The sequence below is a fragment of the Fictibacillus nanhaiensis genome (assembly GCF_023715445.1).
Lineage (GTDB): Bacteria > Bacillota > Bacilli > Bacillales > Fictibacillaceae > Fictibacillus > Fictibacillus nanhaiensis_D.
In genome coordinates this window covers 145,828-164,119 of the sequence record NZ_JAMBOD010000008.1, presented here as the reverse complement: position 1 = coordinate 164,119, position 18,292 = coordinate 145,828, and the positions used below count along the sequence as shown (strand labels likewise).

Genomic DNA, 18,292 nt, shown 5'->3' with positions numbered 1-18,292 from the left:
CGACGAGGAAGCCCGCGTCGGCCGGATTTTCTGGCAGACGCAGGAGCACATATTCTTCCTTGAAGGTGAGACTCCTAATGGTGCAAAGCGCCAAGGAGGCTTACCGCCCGCCCCGGGGAAAGCGAGCACCTGGAACGGAGATCAACTACTTTCAAAAGCAACAAAGAAAAGGGGCGCATCTTTCAAAAAGATGACCCCTCTTTCTGTTAAAAGTGGAGAAAAAGAGTGGAGCAACTTGGGAGGGAACCAGCATGAAACAGAAAAAAGTTTACGTCGTACCGCATTCCCATTGGGATCGCGAATGGTACTTTACAATAGAAGATTCAAACCTATTACTCGTTGAAAACATGGACCGTTTGATGGACGTGATGGAAAACGATCCGGAATATACAGGCTATGTATTTGATGCGCAAAGCTCGATCATCGATGAGTATTTAAAGATCCGTCCTGAAGAGAAAGAGCGTTTGGCTCGTTTGATCGCAGACAAGCGTATTTTCGTCGGGCCATGGTATACACAGGCCGATTCGCTTCTTGTAAACCGTGAGTCATTGATACGCAACTTGATGTATGGCACGCGAATCGCTGAAAAAATGGGGCATTCCATGAATGTTGGTTACCTCCCTGATATTTTTGGTCAAAATACGTATCTTCCGTCGATGTTTAAAGAATTTAATATCGACTATAGCGTGCTGCAGCGCGGGATTTATACAAATCAGCTAAATGGTGATCTGAATTTCACGTGGAAATCACCAGATGGGGAGAGCGTGAAGGCGAACAATATCTACTTCGGCTACGGCCCTGGTAAGTTTTTATCAGCTCACTCTGAATATATGGAAGAGCGTTTACTGCCGATTTTAGAAAAAATCGCTGACATGAACGCTAATACAGATAACTTGCTGCTGCCAGCGGGCGGAGATCAGGTGCTTGTTCGTGAACATTTCCCTGAAACGGTGAAGAAATTAAACGAAATCGATATGAAACACGAGTATGTGCTTTCAGATTTTGAAACGTTCATGAAAGATACGTGGGAAAACGGCCAATTTGATAACGTGATCGAAGGGGAGTTGATCGCGACACAAAAATCTAGAATCCATAACACGATTCGTTCTCAGCGCTATGACATCAAAAAGCTGAACGATATGGCAGAAGAAAAAGTGATCTATGAGCTCGAGCCATTGGCAAGTTTGGCGAGCACGATCGGGTTTAAGTATCCTCAAAAATGGCTTGATGAGATGTGGAAGATGCTATTTGACGTGCACGCGCATGACAGCATCGGCGGATGCAACTCGGATGACACGAACCAGGAGATCGTCAATCGCTTAACAAAAGTGATCCGAATGGCTGATGGCTGCTTAAATCTATTAAAAAAGCAGATGACAGAGGCGGTGAGCCGTAAGTTAGGCAAGGATTCTATCTTTGTTGTGTTCCACCTGCTGCCAAAAGCTTTTGAAGGATCGCAGAAAGTTGTTCTTTTTACAAAGGAAAAAGAGTTTAATGTTCAAAACTTAGATGGCAACAAAGTGTCGCTGGATGTTCTGAACCAAGAGTACATCTCTGGCGGTAAGACGATCGTCGTTACGGCTGAAGGCGAGAAGGAAGTGGAAGCGCCTGGCTATTACCGAAACGAAGTGCTGCTTCGCGATGTAAACTTACCGGCGATGGGCTACGAAACATTCGAAGTCGTTGAAAGCGGAGATAATGACGTTCTATCACAAAAGTTTTTAAACAGCCGTTTAATCGAGAATGACTATTTCCGAATTTTTGAGGAAAATGGTGTATTAAGTCTTGAAGTAAAATCAACGGACCAAACAATTTCTGATTTTATGAGATTTGAAAATGTGGCAGACGCAGGTGACTCGTATGACTTCTCACCATTAGAGGGAGATTCGGCGATCTACTCGAAAAAAGTGATGTCTGTATTCGTTGAAGCAAGTGCGGGGACTGAGTTCATGGAAGTTGTGCATGTGTTGAACGTTCCGGCCAACTTGGAAGACAGAAAATCTGGGGATGTTCAAAAAGGACTTGCGATCGTAACGCGTTTTGAGCTTCAAAAAGGGGAAGAGTTCATCCGAGTAACACATGACATCGAGAACGATGTAAAAGATCACCGCGTTCGAGTACTGCTTCAAACATCGATTCCATCACCGGACTATTCCTTTGGTGATCAAGGCTTTAGCTTGATTCAGCGACCAACAATTAATCCGTATATGGAAACATGGCGTGAACAGAAGTTTGCTGAAGCCCCAGTACCGATCTATCCACTCGAAAACTTGGCTGGTGCGACGAATGGCGAACTGACTGCCGCTGTTATAACAAAAGGAATCAAGGAATACGAGCTGATCAAGGAAACAGGCGAGATGGCTCTGACATTGTTCCGTAGTGTTGGGTTGCTCGGCCGTGATAACTTGGCGTGGAGACCAGGACGAGCATCCGGAATCAACAACAAGGTCGTGTATACACCAGATGCTCAAATACAGGAAAAGATGACGTTTGAGTATGCGATTCATGTCGGAAAAGGTCATGATGTTAAACAGTTGTTTAAATTTGTGGACCAATATCGCGGTCATTCTTTAAGCTATCAAAAGCAAACGCTGAACACATTTGAAGAGCGACTTGATCGTTTTGAGATTCCGTATCCGGTTGATATTCTGCCAGCTAGCTTCAGTTTGTTTGAATCAACAGGAGATGTTTTCTTGAGTACGTTGAAAAAAGCACACGATGACAATTCCGTTATTTTGCGTTTGTTTAACCCGAGTGAAGAAGAACAGACGGTTGTGTTATCAAGCGAACACATTCAATCAGTAGCGCAAACGAAATTGAATGAAAAAAGCGTGATCGACGTGAAGGACGAAGTGGTAATCCGATCTAAAGGCTACGTCACACTGAAACTGGTTATGAAGGAGAATGCGTAAATGAGTTTTCCAGAAAAAGTTGAGAGTTTGCTAAAAACGATCTATGGTGAGGATTTTTCACCTGAATATAAAAGTGAGATGTTAAATCTTGTTGAAGCGTGGAAAAAGAAAGAGTGGAGCGAAACAGCTCCACTTTCTGAGAAAAACGTGTATCTCATCACGTACGGCGACATCATTAAAGAAGAAAGTCAGCCGACGTTAAAAACGCTGAACAAATTCATTAATGAATACGCAAAAAATGAGATCACGGATGTTCACTTGCTGCCGATGTTTCCGTACACGTCTGATGACGGCTTTTCGGTAGTGGATTACCGTGAGATTCATCCTGACCTGGGTGATTGGTCTGATATTGAGCGTTTTTCCGGCGATTACCGCCTCATGTTTGATTTTGTGGCGAATCATATGTCCAAATCAAGTAAGTGGTTTCAAGGCTACCTAAAGGGTGAACCGGAGTATGAGAACTACTTCATTCCACGCGAAGAAGGATTTGACACAACACAAGTAGTTCGTCCGCGTACGTCGCCGCTTTTTCATGAGTATGAAGGCGGAAAAACGGCTTGGACAACGTTCTCTGAAGATCAGGTGGATGTGAACTTTAAGCATTTTCCGGCGCTCTTAGAAATGACAGATATTTTATTGGAGTATGCGAATCGCGGCGGGACAAGCATTCGCTTGGACGCGATCGGCTTCATGTGGAAAGAGTCAGGAACGACGTGTATCCACTTGCCGCAGACGCATGCAATCATCCAGTTGTGGCGCGAGATTTTAAGAGAATTGAAATTAAACACACAGCTAATCACAGAGACGAACGTTCCGCATAAGGAAAACATCAGCTATTTTGGGAATGGTGAGAACGAGGCACACATGGTGTATCAGTTTTCACTGCCGCCGCTTGTGCTGCATACGTTAACGACGCATGATGCAAGCAAGTTAACGGAGTGGGCGAAAACGATCGAAAAAGTTTCGGACGCTGCAACGTACTTTAACTTTTTAGCAAGCCATGACGGGATCGGCATGCGTCCTACAGAAGGAATTTTAACAGAAGAAGAGCGTTCGGCTTTGGCTGAAAAAGTGCTGAAGAACGGCGGCCGCGTTTCATACAAGAGCAATCCGGACGGAACGGAGTCTCCTTATGAGCTGAACATCAATTACATGGACGCGCTTATTAACAAGGATGAAGACTTGAGTGAGGACGCGCAAGTGCAGAAGATGCTAGCGGCTCATTCTGTATTGTTCTCGGTTATGGGAGTTCCTGCCGTTTATTATCACTCACTCCTTGGTTCTTCCAATGACTATGATGGCTTAGAGGCGTCAGGTATCAACCGACGAATCAACCGTGAAAAGTTTGATTACGAAGATTTAGTTGCGCAGCTGGAAACTTCAACGCGCAGACAAAAAGTGTTTACTGGAATGAAAAAGTTAATTCGTACCCGCCAAGAGGAAACTGCGTTTTCACCGTTTGCAGCCCAATTGATTTTAGAGCTTGGTGAGCAGGTATTTGCACTGGTAAGAAGAAATGAAGAAACAGGCGATACTGTTCTATTTGTGGTAAACGCAGCAAATGAAACAGTTGATGTTGATCTACCTTTTGGCGGACAAGAATTATGGAGTAATGAAGCAGTGGGAAAAACTGTGGAGCTCGCGCCGTATCAGTTCATGTGGATAAAAAAATAAAAGAAGTTAAATCATTGTTGTTTTTGAAAGTAGTTGATTTCCGCTCCAGGTTGCTCGCTTTCCGAGGGGCGGGCGGTGAACCTCCTGGCACTTTGCGCCCTCAGGAGTCTCGCACCTTGCACTCCTTGACTATGGAGATGAATACAAAAATCCTTGCATAAGCAACAATCATTTAGTAAAGATCAAAAAATAAAAGAAGGTGGATGCAATGAAGATTGTCATCGCTCCCGATTCCTTTAAAGAAAGTATGACCGCTGCAGAAGTTTGTGCAGCGGTCGAAGCTGGATTTCGGAAAGTGTTTGGGGAAGTAGAATATGTGCGCGTTCCTGTTGGCGATGGAGGAGAAGGAACGGTTCAATCAGTGGTAGATGTGACGGATGGCCGGATTGTTGAAGTCCAGGCGACTGGTCCGCTTGGTGATAAAGTGGATGCGTTTTATGGTATTACTGGTGACGGAAAGACGGCAGTGATCGAGATGGCTGCCGCTTCCGGTTTGCACCTTGTTCCGAGGGAATCCCGAAATCCTTTGGTGACAACGACTCGAGGAACGGGCGAATTAATTTTAGATGCACTGGATAAAAAAGTAGAACGCATCGTACTCGGACTTGGCGGTTCTGCGACGAACGACGGTGGAGCAGGGATGGCTTCAGCTCTTGGCGTGAAGTTTTTGGATGTAAATGGTGAAGAGCTTCGTCCTGGCGGGGAAGCGTTAAGCGAACTGCTTACGATTGACGTATCTGAGATGGATCCTCGCTTGAAATCGGTAAAAGTGGATGTAGCGTGTGATGTGACGAATCCGTTGACTGGACCGCTTGGCGCATCTGCTGTCTTTGGTCCGCAAAAAGGTGCGACCCCTGAGATGGTCGGTATATTAGATAAGAGTTTAAAAAGGTATGCTGAAGTTGTTGAGCGGGTACTTTTCATACCAGTGGATGAACTGCCAGGAGCAGGGGCTGCAGGTGGACTCGGCGCTGGTGTTGTGGCATTCTTGGATGGAAAACTGCAAAGCGGAATTGATCTCGTGCTAGATGTCATCGGATTCGAGGAGGCGGTTCGTGATGCTTCTCTCGTGATAACAGGTGAAGGCAGAATCGATTCACAGACCGTTCATGGTAAAGCTCCGGTTGGTGTTGCGAAACGGGCAAAATCGGTTGCAGCAGATATTCCAGTCATTGCGATCGCAGGCAGCATCGGCCCTGATTATGAAGCGGTGTTCGAACATGGCATCGATGGAGTTTTTAGTGTCGTAAACGGTGTGGTTACACTGGAAGAAGCACTGGCGAACGGATCTGTGAATGTTGAGAAAACGTCGGAAAATATCGCGCGGTTGTTGAAAGTAAAGCTTAAATAAATGTAGCCCCTTGCTCTCAAGGGGCTTTCCTCATTTTTAAATAGGATTTGAGAATTTTTGAAGTGATTCCTGAAGTGCGATGGTCGGGGATTTACTTAGAGGCTTCCATTCTCGATTCTACGTGAAATAATCTTTTGTTTAATGCTTCCGTTTTTGCATCGATATTTTTATTGAAAGGTTTTTAATAATGCAATCACGTCTTCGTTTTGGCTAACTTCGATACGAGTTACAACGTCACGAATCTCTTTTACATCTGTTTCTAACGTAGCTAGTCTTGCAACAATCTGGTTCTGACCGGTTTCTAAAGCATTCTGTCCTCTATCAAGATTGTCCAACTTTAACAAAATCTCATTTAATATTTTTTCCACTTTATTTTCACCTCCTTTTTGTTTTACTAATCATTTTACAACAGTTAAATCTTGTCGTACAGTTGGGGTAAATTAAACATGTGTTTAAAATCAAGGAGGTCCTTTGCATGAGTGTCATTGATATTAACTGCGATATGGGTGAGAGTTTTGGTGCTTACAAACTTGGGTCAGACGAAGAAATTTTGAGGTATGTCACATCAGCAAACATTGCCTGCGGATTTCACGCAGGCGATCCGGCCACAATGAGAAAAACGGTAAAACTGGCGCTAGAGCATGGGGTTGGAATCGGTGTTCACCCCGGCTTGCCTGACCTAGCCGGATTCGGCCGCCGCAATATTGATATTTCACCGCGAGAAGCGTATGAGATGGTGGTTTATCAGATGGGTTCGTTATGGGCGTTCGTTACAGCAGAAGGCGGAACGATTCAGCACGTGAAGCCACATGGCGCGCTTTATAACATGGCCGCGGTGAATCGCGAATTGTCTGAAGCGATTGCGGAAGCCGTCTATAAGGTGAATCCAGATCTTATTCTTTTTGGACTTGCCGGAAGCGAGCTCGTGAAAGCAGGAGAGAAGGCAGGTCTGCGCACGGCATCAGAAGTTTTTGCTGACAGAACGTATCAACAGGATTGCACGCTGACCTCCCGCAAGCTGCCGAACTGCATGATAGAGGATGACGATGAAGCAGTGGCACAAGTGATTCGCATGGTAAAAGAGGGGAAAGTGCTGACCCAGCAGGATGTGGATGTTGACATTAAAGCTGATACCGTCTGTATTCATGGAGATGGAGCGCATGCGTTATCGTTTGCCAAAAAGATCCGCCAGACGCTTGAGGAGTCAGGCATTCAAGTTCGGAAAATTGGAGACAGTATTTAATGAAGACGAAAAGCTGACTCATGAGAAATGAGCCGGCTTTTTTTATTGTAGGATGCGTGTCGAAATTAGTCTGAAAATGACATCTCGTGGATAAAGTACAAAAACTTTTGGATTGGAGGCTAAAACTTGTGGATTGACCACTTAAACTTTTGGATTCATGGCCATTTTTTGTGGATTTAATTCCTCATTTAGCTAAAAATACCCCAGCCGGTACACTAATAACGATAAAAAAATGTTCGTTTTAAACAAAAGTGTTGACATTTATGTTTGTTTAGAACAATATATAGAATATAAAGTGTTTGAAATTAACAAAGGTGATGAAAATGATGCCTAAAGAACGCAGAGATGAAATTCTTAAACAATTAAGTGCAAATGGAAAAATAGAAATAGAGGATCTTGTCAGCCAATTGAATGTATCAGCGATGACGATCCGGCGTGATCTTGCTTACCTAGAAGAAAACGAGAAGATCATTCGGACGCATGGCGGTGCGATCTTAAGCAAACCATTGGTTGTAGAATCTTCATTCCGTTCCAAAGAAGGTAAGTTCAATGACCAAAAGAAATTGATCGCCAAAAAAGCGATTGACTTTATTCAAGATCACTCAACGATCCTATTAGATTCGGGAACAACAACATTAGAAATTGCAAAACTGCTTAAAGGTAAAAAGACCATAACGGTTGTTACAAATGACATAAGGATTGCAGCAGAACTGATTGATACGGATGTGAAGGTCATCGTTACAGGCGGTGAGCTTCAAAATAACGTAGGTTCATTATTTGGATCACTAACGGAACAAATGCTGAAGAACATTCATGTGGATGTATTTTTCCTAGGAGCCCATGCGATTGATTTTAAAGCAGGTGTTACGGCACCTACATTTGAAAAGGCTTCCATAAAACAGCTCATGATTGAAGCGTCAGAAAAAACATGGCTGGTAGCAGATTCAAGCAAGTTTGATCAGAAGTCACTTACAAAAGTATGTGATCTTAATCAGATTTCTGGGGTGATCACAGACCATAACATTACCCCAGAAACGGAAGAAAAATTAAATGAATATATGGATGTTGTAATCGTTGAAGGTGGTGAGCAATCATGAAAGTCGGCGTCATTGCGGATGATTTAACAGGTGCTAACGCAACCGGAGTCAAACTCGTAAAACAAGGATTTGAGGCAGCAACTATGGTTTATTACGATCAGCCTCCTGTCTCTGGCAGCTATAACGCGGTCTGTATTGACACAGACAGCCGATATTCCAGAAAAGATGTTGCAGAAATGCGCATTAAAAAATCCCTTGAAAACCTGAAAAACTGGGGTGCTGATGTGATATGCAAGCGAATCGACAGCACGGTAAGAGGAAATATCGGCATTGAAATTGATACGGTTCTAAATGAACTAGGCGAAAAATCAATAGCTGTTGTAGTAGCATCGTTTCCTGATTCAAGCCGTATCACATCTGGCGGATATCTTTTAGTAAATGGTGTACCTGTTCAGGCGACAGATGTTGCAAAGGACCCGGTAACACCACTGACTGAATCTTATGTCCCTTCTATTATTAGAAAACAAAGTGAACATCGTGTTGCTCATCTCGGCCTTGAAACCGTTCTTCAAGGAAAAGAGATCATCTTACAAGACTTGAAGAGACAGATCCAAGAAGGGAACCGTATCCTTGTTTTAGATGCGGTGACAGATGAAGAGATTGAAGATATAGCACATGCGATGGCATTAATCGATGACTATCAGCTAGTACCCGTCGATCCGGGACCACTCACCGCTTATTACTCAAAAGCGTACACGAGTCAGCACACATTAAGTAAGAAGATCATTGTAACTGTTGGCAGTGTGACATCGTTAAGCGCACAACAACTGAATTACCTGATCGATAAAACAAATGCTACTCCAGTTTATGTGGATGCAGGTAAGCTGGCAAGTATTTCAGACAGCTGGGAAAAAGAAGTTGATCGTGTCGTAAAGCAAGCTTTAGAACAAATCAGTCAGCAGGACATTTTGATTATCACGACCAATTCACCATCAGCCAAGCGTTTAGATCTTAAACGATTAGCTGATGAGCAAGGCGTAAGTCAAGATCAGTTAGCGAAACGAATCGCTGACGGGTTAGGTAAAATTACACGTATCGTCATTCAATCAACCTCTTACGAAATCGGCGGATGCTTCTCAAGTGGCGGCGATGTTACAGCTTCCCTTTGCTCGGTAGGAAGAGCAGAAGGAATCAAACTAAAAGACGAGGTGCTGCCGCTCGTCGCTTATGGCGAGTTCATCGGTGGATATTTTGATGGCATTCCGCTAGCTACAAAGGGCGGCATGGTTGGAGACAAAAAAGCGATCCACACCATCATAAAGCATCTGTTAGCCAATCAAACGTCTACAAAACAAGTGAATTAAGTTTTACAAAAATTTTTGGCTGATAGTACTTTGTCGCTTATTGGAAGCAGTTGATTTCCGCTCCAGGATGCTCGCTTTCCGCGGGGCGTGCGGTGAGCCCCTTAGGCTCTTCAAGCCTGCAAGGGTCTCACCTGTCCCGCTAATCCCGCAGGAGTCTCGCACCTTCCGCTCCAACCAACTTATCAATGAAGTGGCTTTACAACAAAGAGCTAATAGCAACATTTTTTTAAAAAAGCACTAAATTTAAAAAGATACATTCCAAGGAGGAACTTAACATGACAACAGCAAACGAAAGAGCGATTATTGCCATTCCAATGGGTGACCCTGCAGGTATCGGACCAGAAATCACAATGAAATCTCTTGCTAAAAAAGAGATTTATGATGTTTGTAAACCATTAGTAATTGGGGATACAGCTGTACTAGAAAAAGCGATCACGATTGTTGGGGCAGACCTTAAGATTAATGAAGTAAGCTCACCAGCAGAAGGAAAGTATGAGCTAGGAACAGTTGATGTGATCAATTTAAACAATATTGATATGGACCAGCTTCAATATGGTGAAGTTTCTGCTCAAGGCGGGCAAGGCGCTTTTGAATACATCAAAAAAGCAGTAGAGCTTGCAAAGTCTGGGGAAGTAAAAGCACTTGCTACAACACCAATCAACAAAGAATCACTTAAAGCAGCAAATGTTCCTTATATCGGACATACGGAAATGCTTGAAGCATTAGCAGGTTCAAACGATCCGTTAACGATGTTTGAAGTAAAAGGCATGAGAATTTTCTTCTTAACGCGCCACTTATCATTGAAAGATGCTATTGCTGCGATGACAAAAGAACGCGTACACGATTACTTGATTCGCTGTGACAAAGCACTTGCTCGCCTTGGCGTTGAAAACAGAAGATGGGCAGTTGCTGGATTGAACCCGCATAGCGGAGAAGGTGGTCTGTTCGGTTGGGAAGAAGTAGAACAGATTAAGCCAGGTATTGAAATGGCTATTGCAGACGGCATCGATGCAGTTGGTCCTGTTCCGGCTGACTCCGTATTCTTCCAAGCTTTAAATGGAAAATATGACGCTGTACTATCTCTATACCATGATCAAGGGCATATCGCAGCGAAGATGACAGATTTTCATAGAACGATTTCGATCACAAACGGTTTGCCTTTCTTAAGAACTTCTGTAGACCATGGAACAGCCTTTGATATTGCAGGGAAAAATATCGCTGAAAGCATAAGCATGGAAGAATGTATTAAACTTGCAGCTCAATATGCACCGAAATTCACGGCGAACAGCTTATAAGAAGGATTGAATGAAAATGATAGTGAAGGGTGAAGAGCCCTTCTCTATCATTTGAAACAAATAAAAGCGCTTACATTATAGGGGGGTATAAACATGGAAGTTTCAGGAGCACAAATGGTAGCTGGTTTAGTTCTTGGTGTTATTGCATTAATATTTCTTGTATTAAAAACAAAGGTACATGCATTTTTAGCTTTAATTATTGCCGCTTCCATCGCAGGATTGGTAGGTGGAATGGAACCTGGTAAAGTGGCAGACACCATTTCAGCAGGTTTCGGAAGCACGTTGGCATCCATTGGTATCGTGATCGGTCTAGGGGTTATGATCGGACGAATCCTTGAAGTATCTGGAGCTGCAGAAACATTGGCTTATTCATTAATCAAAACGGTAGGAAAGAAAAAAGAAGAATGGGCGATGGCGATTGCGGGATATGTCGTTTCCATTCCAATCTTTGTAGATTCAGCATTTGTTATCTTAAATCCACTTGTAAAAGCTCTTTCTAAAAAGACAGGAAAATCCGTTATCTCACTAGGTGTTGCATTAGCAGTAGGTCTTGTGATCACACACTCCTTAGTACCGCCAACTCCTGGCCCGCTAGGTGTAGCAGGTATTTTTGGAGTAGATATCGGTCTTATGATTGCACTTGGTCTTATGTTTGCAATACCGACTATGATAGCAGGTGTACTTTACGCAAAATGGTTAGGAAAAAGAATCTATCAAGTACCAGACGACTCTGAGTTAGGTTTCACACGTCCAAAAAAACAAGCAGCTTATCAAGAATTCATTGAGCTAGCAAGTGCAAGAGAAAAGGACCTTCCATCCCTTGGCCGCTCACTCTTGCCAATCGTTCTGCCTATTCTTTTAATCTTTTTAAATACAACGTTAACTGCACTCGAATTAACAACTGGTTTCTACGGCATTTTGATTTTCCTTGGTAAACCGATTATTGCTGTCAGCATTGGCTTAATCGCTGCTATCTACTTCCTTGCGGGCAACTTAAGCCGTTCTGAATCTCTTGATAGAATGGAAGAAGGTATCCAAACAGCTGGGATTATCCTTCTTGTAACTGGTGCAGGTGGAGCGCTTGGGAACGTACTTCGTGAGAGCGGAGCTGGAAACTATATTGCTGAAAGTATTGCAGACCTTGCATTGCCAGCGATTTTAATCCCATTCTTTGTGGCGACGATCGTCCGTCTAGTCCAAGGTAGCGGAACCGTTGCGATGATCACGGCGGCGTCTATTTCAGCACCGATCCTTTCACAGCTTGATGTGAACATGGCATTAGCCGCTCAAGCTGCAGCGATGGGATCCATGGTATTCTCTTATTTTAACGATAGCCTTTTCTGGGTGGTCAATCGGATGCTAGGGATAAAAGATGTAAAAGAACAGATTATGGTATGGTCTGTACCAACAACGATCTGTTGGTTTGTAGGATTGATCTCACTTCTCGTTGCAAATATGATTTTTTAAACAAACATTTAAATAAAGAAGAAAAAGATGCTCTAGTTTTATTTTGAGCATCTTTTTTATATACTTAATTATTTTGCTTCAAAGTGATTGTTGTTTGCTGCCTTCCACTTGATCCTCTTCAGCCTTTTCATTTTTAATAAAAAAAGAAATAATGAGCCCTATTAAGGATAAAACAGAAACTACGATGAAAGCCATATTTGCTCCGTACATATCAGGGTAGGAGATATCCGGGTTTGCAGCTGCATTACCAGCAGCGGTTGTCATGACGGTGACTAAAATCGCTGTACCTACTGAAGCAGCAATCATTTTCATTGTATTGTCCATCGCTGCCCCATGTGGAATCAATCGCTTTGGCAGACGGTTCAATCCTGCGGTCGCTACCGGCATCATTACCATCCCTAATCCCAGCATACGGACACTATACATGACCGTAATAAACGTAAATGATGTAGATGGGCTGAGTGTTGACAATGCAAAGGATGAGCCTGTAATAATCGTTAAGCCTGTAAAAGCAAGCCATCTTGCCCCAAATTTGTCGAAGAGTCTGCCTGTAATGGGTGATAAAAGTCCTGTGAGCAATGCTCCCGGTAAAAGAGCTAAACCTGCCTCAAATGCTGTGAAGTCCCTCATGTTTTGCATGAATAGCGGAATAATCGTCTCAGCTCCAATCAGACCCATAAATGTGATCATCCCAATGATAACCGTGAGCGGAAAGATAGAGTTTGCAAACACACGAAACTCGAGCATTGGATGCTTTAACCGGAGTTGTCTTGTGATAAACAGTAAGAGTGCCACGACGCCAATTCCAAGCCATAGAAGAGTACCTGAATCTGTCCACCCTAAGTTCCCTGCGCATGTAAATCCATAAAGCAATCCGCCAAAACCAAACGAAGACAGGATGATGGATAAAATATCAACCCTCGTTTTTACCGTCTCCGTTACATTTTTCAAGGCAAAAAAAGCGATGATTATATCGATGATTGCAATCGGCAGAATTATAAAGAACAGCAGCCTCCACGAATAATGAGAGGTTATCCAGCCTGACAAAGCTGGACCAATGGCTGGTGCAAAAGAAATCACGAGCCCGACTAATCCCATCGCAGATCCGCGCTTGTTCACCGGAAAAATCATGAGAAATACAGTTTGCATAAGAGGTAGCATAACACCAGCTCCACTTGACTGGATTACCCGTCCGAGGAGGAGCATTTCAAAATTTGGAGCCAGCCCGGCAACAAGTGTACCAAAAGCAAATATACCCATAGCTGAGAGAAACAGTTGCCTTGTGGTAAATCGCTCTAATAAAAATGCACTGACTGGAATCATGATGCCGTTAACGAGCATAAAAACGGTCGTCAGCCATTGTGCGCTGTTCGCTGTTATATTCATCTCTTCCATAATAGGCGGTATCGCCGTGATCATCAGCGTTTGGTTTAAGATTGCAATAAACGTACCAGCAAGAAGCAGTGTTACAATCGTTGACTGTTTATAAGTTTGTGTTGCTTGCATCTCACATCTCATCCCTGTCTAAAAAGTAATTTATGATGTGTACAGCTTACACAATTTCTTTTCTGATTCACATTAAATTGCCTTGGTTAATACGCGAGTTATGAACGTGGGTGAAAAAAATGAATGAAGATCAGCTGACCTTTCATGTATTTAGCCAACAATTTCAACAAAATGTCTTGGCAAAATTTAAACTAAAGAGAATAAAGAAGAATCACACATTAGTCCGGAGCGAGACTTTAGAACTAATTTATCGACATTGATAATGCGGATATAATGTTATTTTTGTCGAATCAATAATTCTTTATTACTAATACATTGTATCTATTGCTTTGAAATGTCGAAAGTGCCAAAAACAACTAGAACTTCCCTCTTTTGTCAGAATTTTGTGTATGTTAAGATATTTTTGTAGTAAAAACATTTTTAGGGGGATAGGGAAATGAAAAAAAAGTTTTTAGCAGTTTTGTCAACAAGTGCACTAGCATTATCATTGTTCAGCCCAACTGTTGGATCTCCAGCATCTGTATCAGCTGAATCTACGAAAAGTGCACCGAAGTGGGATGTAGAACGCTATGGGGATCGTGTAGATATTGATGGTTACTTGAATAAGCTATCCGAAAATGAGTCCTATTTGAAACAAGCAGAAACATCGATTGCTGAACAAGCTAAGAATATCAACTTTAATGAGACAGAGTCAGATGCAAATGAAGCGGCAGAAAGTTCGTTTACATATGACGGCGGGACAAAGTTTTTTTTAGACCGTGGCTTAGCATTTAAGCAATTTACTCTTCGCAGTGTCGGTGAAAACGTAGAAATCTGGGTTGCGAATGATCTTGCATTCCCAGAAGGAGATTCTCGTCCAGCCCATGTTGTAACACAAGAACAAGTGGACAAGCTTCGTGATGAATTCGACAGCAACATCTATCCGAAGGCAACGGCGTTCTTTGGAACACCTGATGTTCATGATGGATCAAAATCACCATTAGCTGGCAGTTACGTGCCTGCTGGATACTATGAAGGCAGTGACAAGGTAATCATGCTAGTTGATAACATTAAAGATGACAACTATGAAGATCCGTCTTATCCATTCTTTGTAGCTGGTTTCTTCTGGCAGACACTAGAAAATTATATCGACCGTAACATTATTACAATCGATACGAACAGCTGGGAAACGAGACTTGAAAGTACTTTCTTTGGAACAACAATTCATGAATTACAGCACTTGATCCATGCTGACAACGATGGTGCAGAGGAAACGTGGATTAACGAAGGTATGTCTACATTCTCTGAGTACCTTGGAGGATATGGACACGATGACCGTTCCATTAACTTCTATTTGGACCATCCAGAGAACTCGCTTGTTAACTGGGATGAGCACGTACGTGCGGAAACTGGACCAGAAACAATTGCGGATTATGGACAAGTTTATTTATTTACTCTTTATATGAATGACAAGTTTGGACAAGAATTTATTCGTGATTTAGCTACGAGTGATGTCGTTGGAATTGATGGAATAAATCAAACACTTCAAAAACATGGTTATAAAGAAACATTTACGGAAGTTTATCAAAACTTTATTACAGCCCTTGCATTAGATTCAGATGCTGTTGGCGGTGGGAAATATAACTTTGATTCTATCGATCTTCGTGATCTTGCAGTAGACAATGACGGAACAAAACGCGGTAAGACTGTTGACTATGAATCTGCTAAAACATATGAAAAAGAAGGCGTTCCAGCTTGGGGCGGTGACTTCAAAAAACTAGATTTCCAAGATAAGATTCGTAACATCACATTTGATGGAGTTGATTTCTTACCGGTTCCATGGAAATCTGTTAAAGATCCTGTGGATTCCGATAATAATGTACTTTGGGGTAACGCAGGAGATGAAGCAGATAACGCACTGATTTTTGAAGCTGACCTTTCCGCCGTAGATTCTGCGACCTTGAAATTTGATAACTTCATTGACATCGAAGAACAATGGGATTTTGGTGCAGTCCAAGTTTCGACAGATAACGGAGAGACTTGGAAGAGCTTAGCAAATGAAAATACACGAAGTGATGTAGTTGAAGAAGGGTATCCGAAAATTAAAGAAAATCTACCTGGATTTACAGGACATTATGAAGATTGGAAACAAGAAACTTTTGATCTTAGTGAATACGCTGGTCAAAAAGTTCTAATCTCCTTCCGTTACTTAACAGACTGGGGCTACAATGACTCTGGTTGGTTCATTGACAATATCGCTATTCCTGAAATTGGATTTACTAATGATGGTGAATCTACAGATGCTTTCATGTCTATGAACGAGCTTATGAAGAAGTATGTTGAGTACACAGTAACATTTATTAACGAAAGAGAAGTTGGAAACAAAAAAGGTGCGAAGACAAATTATAAAGTTGTAACGATCGATCCATTTAATGTTACAGAAGAAGATGCGTTGAATTTAAAACAACTATTCCAAAACGGTAACAACTATATGATTACATCATACGCTGCTCCAGCAGATGACAAAAATTCAGTTGATTTTACGTATGAGGTAGAATTAAAAAAACAAAAGAAGAAAAAATAAGCAAGTCAAACTAAAAAGAGGTCGCCATTATCATGGTAGACCTCTTTTATTATGTGTGCCCGGCATGGGTGCAGGCTATAGGGTGCAAGTCCCGAACTGCGAAGGCAGTAGTAGCAGTAGCTTAAGACAAGGCGGTGTGGGGCGACTCGCATAGCTGAAGGAAGTCGGCGGCAAACTTCCGCCCCAAGGAACACGAACTTCATACGAGGCTAGGTGACATTGGATGAGACTGCATATCAAGTCAAAGTCCATACTGCCAAAGGTGTCACAGAGTAAATGAAGTGGGGACATGGAAGGAAAGTCTGTACCCTTACCCGGGGAGAGCCTGTCGGTACGCCATGCACTCATGGTAAGCACCGTTGTGAAACGGTGTTGAACGACAGGAAGTCAGCAGAAGCCATAGTACTTCGCATTCCGCGAAGGAAGGGCTGAACTTGTTAGGAAGAATGGAACCTGCACGTACATCTCATTTGATGAAACAGAAAAGAAATACCTGCTTGGAGGAGGAGACGGTGAGTCCCGTCGGGGACTTCAAGAGGGTGGAGAATGAAGATGACGCAAACAGGAAGACCATTCACGCAGGAGGAATATCTTATGATGGAACGAATCGTGTCACGCGAGAACACACTGCGTGCACTTAAACGTGTTGAAAAGAATAAAGGTAGCCACGGTGTTGACCAAATGCCTGTACAAAACCTACGAGCGCATATGGTGGAAAACTGGAACGACCTAAAGAGTTCTCTTTTGTCAGGCACCTATATTCCTTCTCCCGTACGTCGAGTCGAAATCCCGAAACCAGACGGTGGAGTGAGGAAACTAGGTATCCCGACCGTGACCGATCGTTTCATCCAACAAGCGATTACCCAAGCTTTAACTCCAATTTACGACCCGACATTCTCATCGTGCAGCTTCGGATTCCGACCAGGAAAACGTGCACATGATGCGGTCAAACTAGCTCAATCTTACATCCGTGAAGGATATCGCTGGGTTGTAGACATTGATTTAGAGAAGTTCTTCGACAAGGTCAACCACGACCGACTGATGACAACATTGGCGCGAACTATAACAGACGTTTCTCTTATCAAACTTATCCGAAGATATTTACAAGCAGGAATTATGGAGAACGGGCTGACGACGATGAACGTCGAAGGAACACCTCAAGGTGGTCCCCTCAGTCCTCTTCTATCAAATATCGTGCTAGACGAATTGGATAAAGAACTTGAACGTAGAGGTCACCGCTTTGTAAGGTATGCGGATGACTGTAATATCTATGTGAAATCAAGAAGAGCAGGCGAACGGGTTATGAACGCCATTACGTTATTTATTGAAAAGAAACTGAAACTGAAGGTTAATCGTGCCAAAAGTGCCGTTGACCGCCCGTGGAAGAGGAAGTTCCTTGGATTCAGTTTCACTCATCACAAAGAACCTAAAGTCCGAATATCGCCATCTTCAATCAAACGGTTCAAGAAGAAAGTTCGAGAACTGACGAGTAGAAGATGGTCGATAGCTATGGAGCATAGAATCAGAGAGTTAAACAAATATCTGGTAGGTTGGATGAGCTATTATTCGCTCGCCCAGACACGTACTATCATAGCTGGACTCGAGAAATGGCTAAGTCGAAGACTTCGGATGATATGCTGGAAAGAATGGAAGAACCCGAGGACTAGGGTCAGAAATCTGAACAGCTTAGGAGTGCGTAAAGATAAAGCTTATGAATGGGGAAACTCGAGAAAAGGATATTGGCGAATTGCCAAAAGCCCAATCCTACACAAAACCCTCGGGAAAGCTTACTGGCTTTCCCGAGGGCTAAAGAGTTTAACCGCTAGATATGATTTTCTGCGTCAGACGTAACAAGAACCGCCGTATACGGAACCGTACGT

General features: G+C 42.9%; 12 protein-coding genes. 10 read left to right on the top strand and 2 right to left on the bottom strand.

What is annotated here, in order from left to right; genetic code table 11:
• The first annotated feature begins 251 nt into the window (after positions 1-251).
• From M3196_RS18135 to M3196_RS18125, 3 genes are all read left to right on the top strand, one after another.
• Entirely contained in the window at positions 252-2,912 is a 2,661-nt protein-coding gene (locus M3196_RS18135) for a glycoside hydrolase family 38 C-terminal domain-containing protein (protein ID WP_251323752.1), read from the top strand.
• Positions 2,913-4,586, top strand: coding sequence for an alpha-amylase family glycosyl hydrolase (locus tag M3196_RS18130; RefSeq protein WP_251323751.1), 1,674 nt, complete (start codon positions 2,913-2,915; stop codon positions 4,584-4,586).
• Between the two features lie 208 nt (positions 4,587-4,794).
• The gene (locus M3196_RS18125; protein ID WP_251323750.1) at positions 4,795-5,937 is read left to right on the top strand and encodes a glycerate kinase; all 1,143 of its coding nucleotides are present in this window, start codon (positions 4,795-4,797) and stop codon (positions 5,935-5,937) included.
• A gap of 167 nt (positions 5,938-6,104) precedes the next feature.
• Here M3196_RS18125 and M3196_RS18120 read toward each other — a convergent pair whose 3' ends face one another.
• Positions 6,105-6,305 (bottom strand): hypothetical protein, encoded by a 201-nt coding sequence (locus tag M3196_RS18120; protein WP_251323749.1) that lies wholly within the window; start codon positions 6,303-6,305, stop codon positions 6,105-6,107.
• A gap of 107 nt (positions 6,306-6,412) precedes the next feature.
• Between M3196_RS18120 and M3196_RS18115 the strand changes: the two genes are divergently transcribed.
• From M3196_RS18115 to M3196_RS18095, 5 genes are all read left to right on the top strand, one after another.
• On the top strand, positions 6,413-7,180 hold the full coding sequence (locus tag M3196_RS18115; protein ID WP_251323748.1) for a LamB/YcsF family protein: 768 nt from the start codon (positions 6,413-6,415) through the stop codon (positions 7,178-7,180).
• A 323-nt stretch (positions 7,181-7,503) separates the two neighbouring features.
• Complete coding sequence (locus M3196_RS18110; protein WP_251323747.1) at positions 7,504-8,277, top strand: DeoR/GlpR family DNA-binding transcription regulator; 774 nt, start codon at positions 7,504-7,506, stop codon at positions 8,275-8,277.
• Positions 8,274-9,581, top strand: coding sequence for a four-carbon acid sugar kinase family protein (locus tag M3196_RS18105; RefSeq protein WP_251323746.1), 1,308 nt, complete (start codon positions 8,274-8,276; stop codon positions 9,579-9,581). The genes M3196_RS18110 and M3196_RS18105 overlap by 4 nt, the downstream gene beginning before the upstream one ends.
• Positions 9,582-9,856: 275 nt before the next feature.
• The gene (gene pdxA / locus M3196_RS18100) at positions 9,857-10,876 is read left to right on the top strand and encodes a 4-hydroxythreonine-4-phosphate dehydrogenase PdxA (protein ID WP_251323745.1); all 1,020 of its coding nucleotides are present in this window, start codon (positions 9,857-9,859) and stop codon (positions 10,874-10,876) included.
• A gap of 93 nt (positions 10,877-10,969) precedes the next feature.
• Positions 10,970-12,343 (top strand): GntP family permease, encoded by a 1,374-nt coding sequence (locus tag M3196_RS18095; RefSeq protein ID WP_251323744.1) that lies wholly within the window; start codon positions 10,970-10,972, stop codon positions 12,341-12,343.
• 78 nt (positions 12,344-12,421) lie between these two features.
• Here the strand turns inward: M3196_RS18095 and M3196_RS18090 are convergent, their stop codons facing one another.
• A complete protein-coding gene (locus tag M3196_RS18090) occupies positions 12,422-13,849 on the bottom strand; it encodes a DHA2 family efflux MFS transporter permease subunit (protein WP_251323743.1) in 1,428 nt (475 codons plus the stop codon).
• A 436-nt stretch (positions 13,850-14,285) separates the two neighbouring features.
• Here M3196_RS18090 and M3196_RS18085 point away from each other — a divergent pair, with 436 nt between their 5' ends.
• Together M3196_RS18085 and ltrA are read left to right on the top strand one after the other, a co-directional pair.
• Entirely contained in the window at positions 14,286-16,412 is a 2,127-nt protein-coding gene (locus M3196_RS18085; protein WP_251323742.1) for an immune inhibitor A domain-containing protein, read from the top strand.
• A 594-nt stretch (positions 16,413-17,006) separates the two neighbouring features.
• Entirely contained in the window at positions 17,007-18,263 is a 1,257-nt protein-coding gene (ltrA, locus tag M3196_RS18080) for a group II intron reverse transcriptase/maturase (protein ID WP_251323741.1), read from the top strand.
• Positions 18,264-18,292: the final 29 nt, after the last annotated feature.

What these genes read in the sequence shown, in the direction of transcription:
- M3196_RS18135 (WP_251323752.1), top strand. Translation starts at nt 252, where the DNA reads ATGAAACAGAAAAAAGTTTACGTCGTACCGCATTCCCATTGGGATCGC.
- M3196_RS18130 (WP_251323751.1), top strand. Translation starts at nt 2,913, where the DNA reads ATGAGTTTTCCAGAAAAAGTTGAGAGTTTGCTAAAAACGATCTATGGT.
- M3196_RS18125 (WP_251323750.1), top strand. Translation starts at nt 4,795, where the DNA reads ATGAAGATTGTCATCGCTCCCGATTCCTTTAAAGAAAGTATGACCGCT.
- M3196_RS18115 (WP_251323748.1), top strand. Translation starts at nt 6,413, where the DNA reads ATGAGTGTCATTGATATTAACTGCGATATGGGTGAGAGTTTTGGTGCT.
- M3196_RS18110 (WP_251323747.1), top strand. Translation starts at nt 7,504, where the DNA reads ATGATGCCTAAAGAACGCAGAGATGAAATTCTTAAACAATTAAGTGCA.
- M3196_RS18105 (WP_251323746.1), top strand. Translation starts at nt 8,274, where the DNA reads ATGAAAGTCGGCGTCATTGCGGATGATTTAACAGGTGCTAACGCAACC.
- pdxA (WP_251323745.1), top strand. Translation starts at nt 9,857, where the DNA reads ATGACAACAGCAAACGAAAGAGCGATTATTGCCATTCCAATGGGTGAC.
- M3196_RS18095 (WP_251323744.1), top strand. Translation starts at nt 10,970, where the DNA reads ATGGAAGTTTCAGGAGCACAAATGGTAGCTGGTTTAGTTCTTGGTGTT.
- M3196_RS18090 (WP_251323743.1), bottom strand. Translation starts at nt 13,849, where the DNA reads ATGCAAGCAACACAAACTTATAAACAGTCAACGATTGTAACACTGCTT.
- M3196_RS18085 (WP_251323742.1), top strand. Translation starts at nt 14,286, where the DNA reads ATGAAAAAAAAGTTTTTAGCAGTTTTGTCAACAAGTGCACTAGCATTA.
- ltrA (WP_251323741.1), top strand. Translation starts at nt 17,007, where the DNA reads ATGATGGAACGAATCGTGTCACGCGAGAACACACTGCGTGCACTTAAA.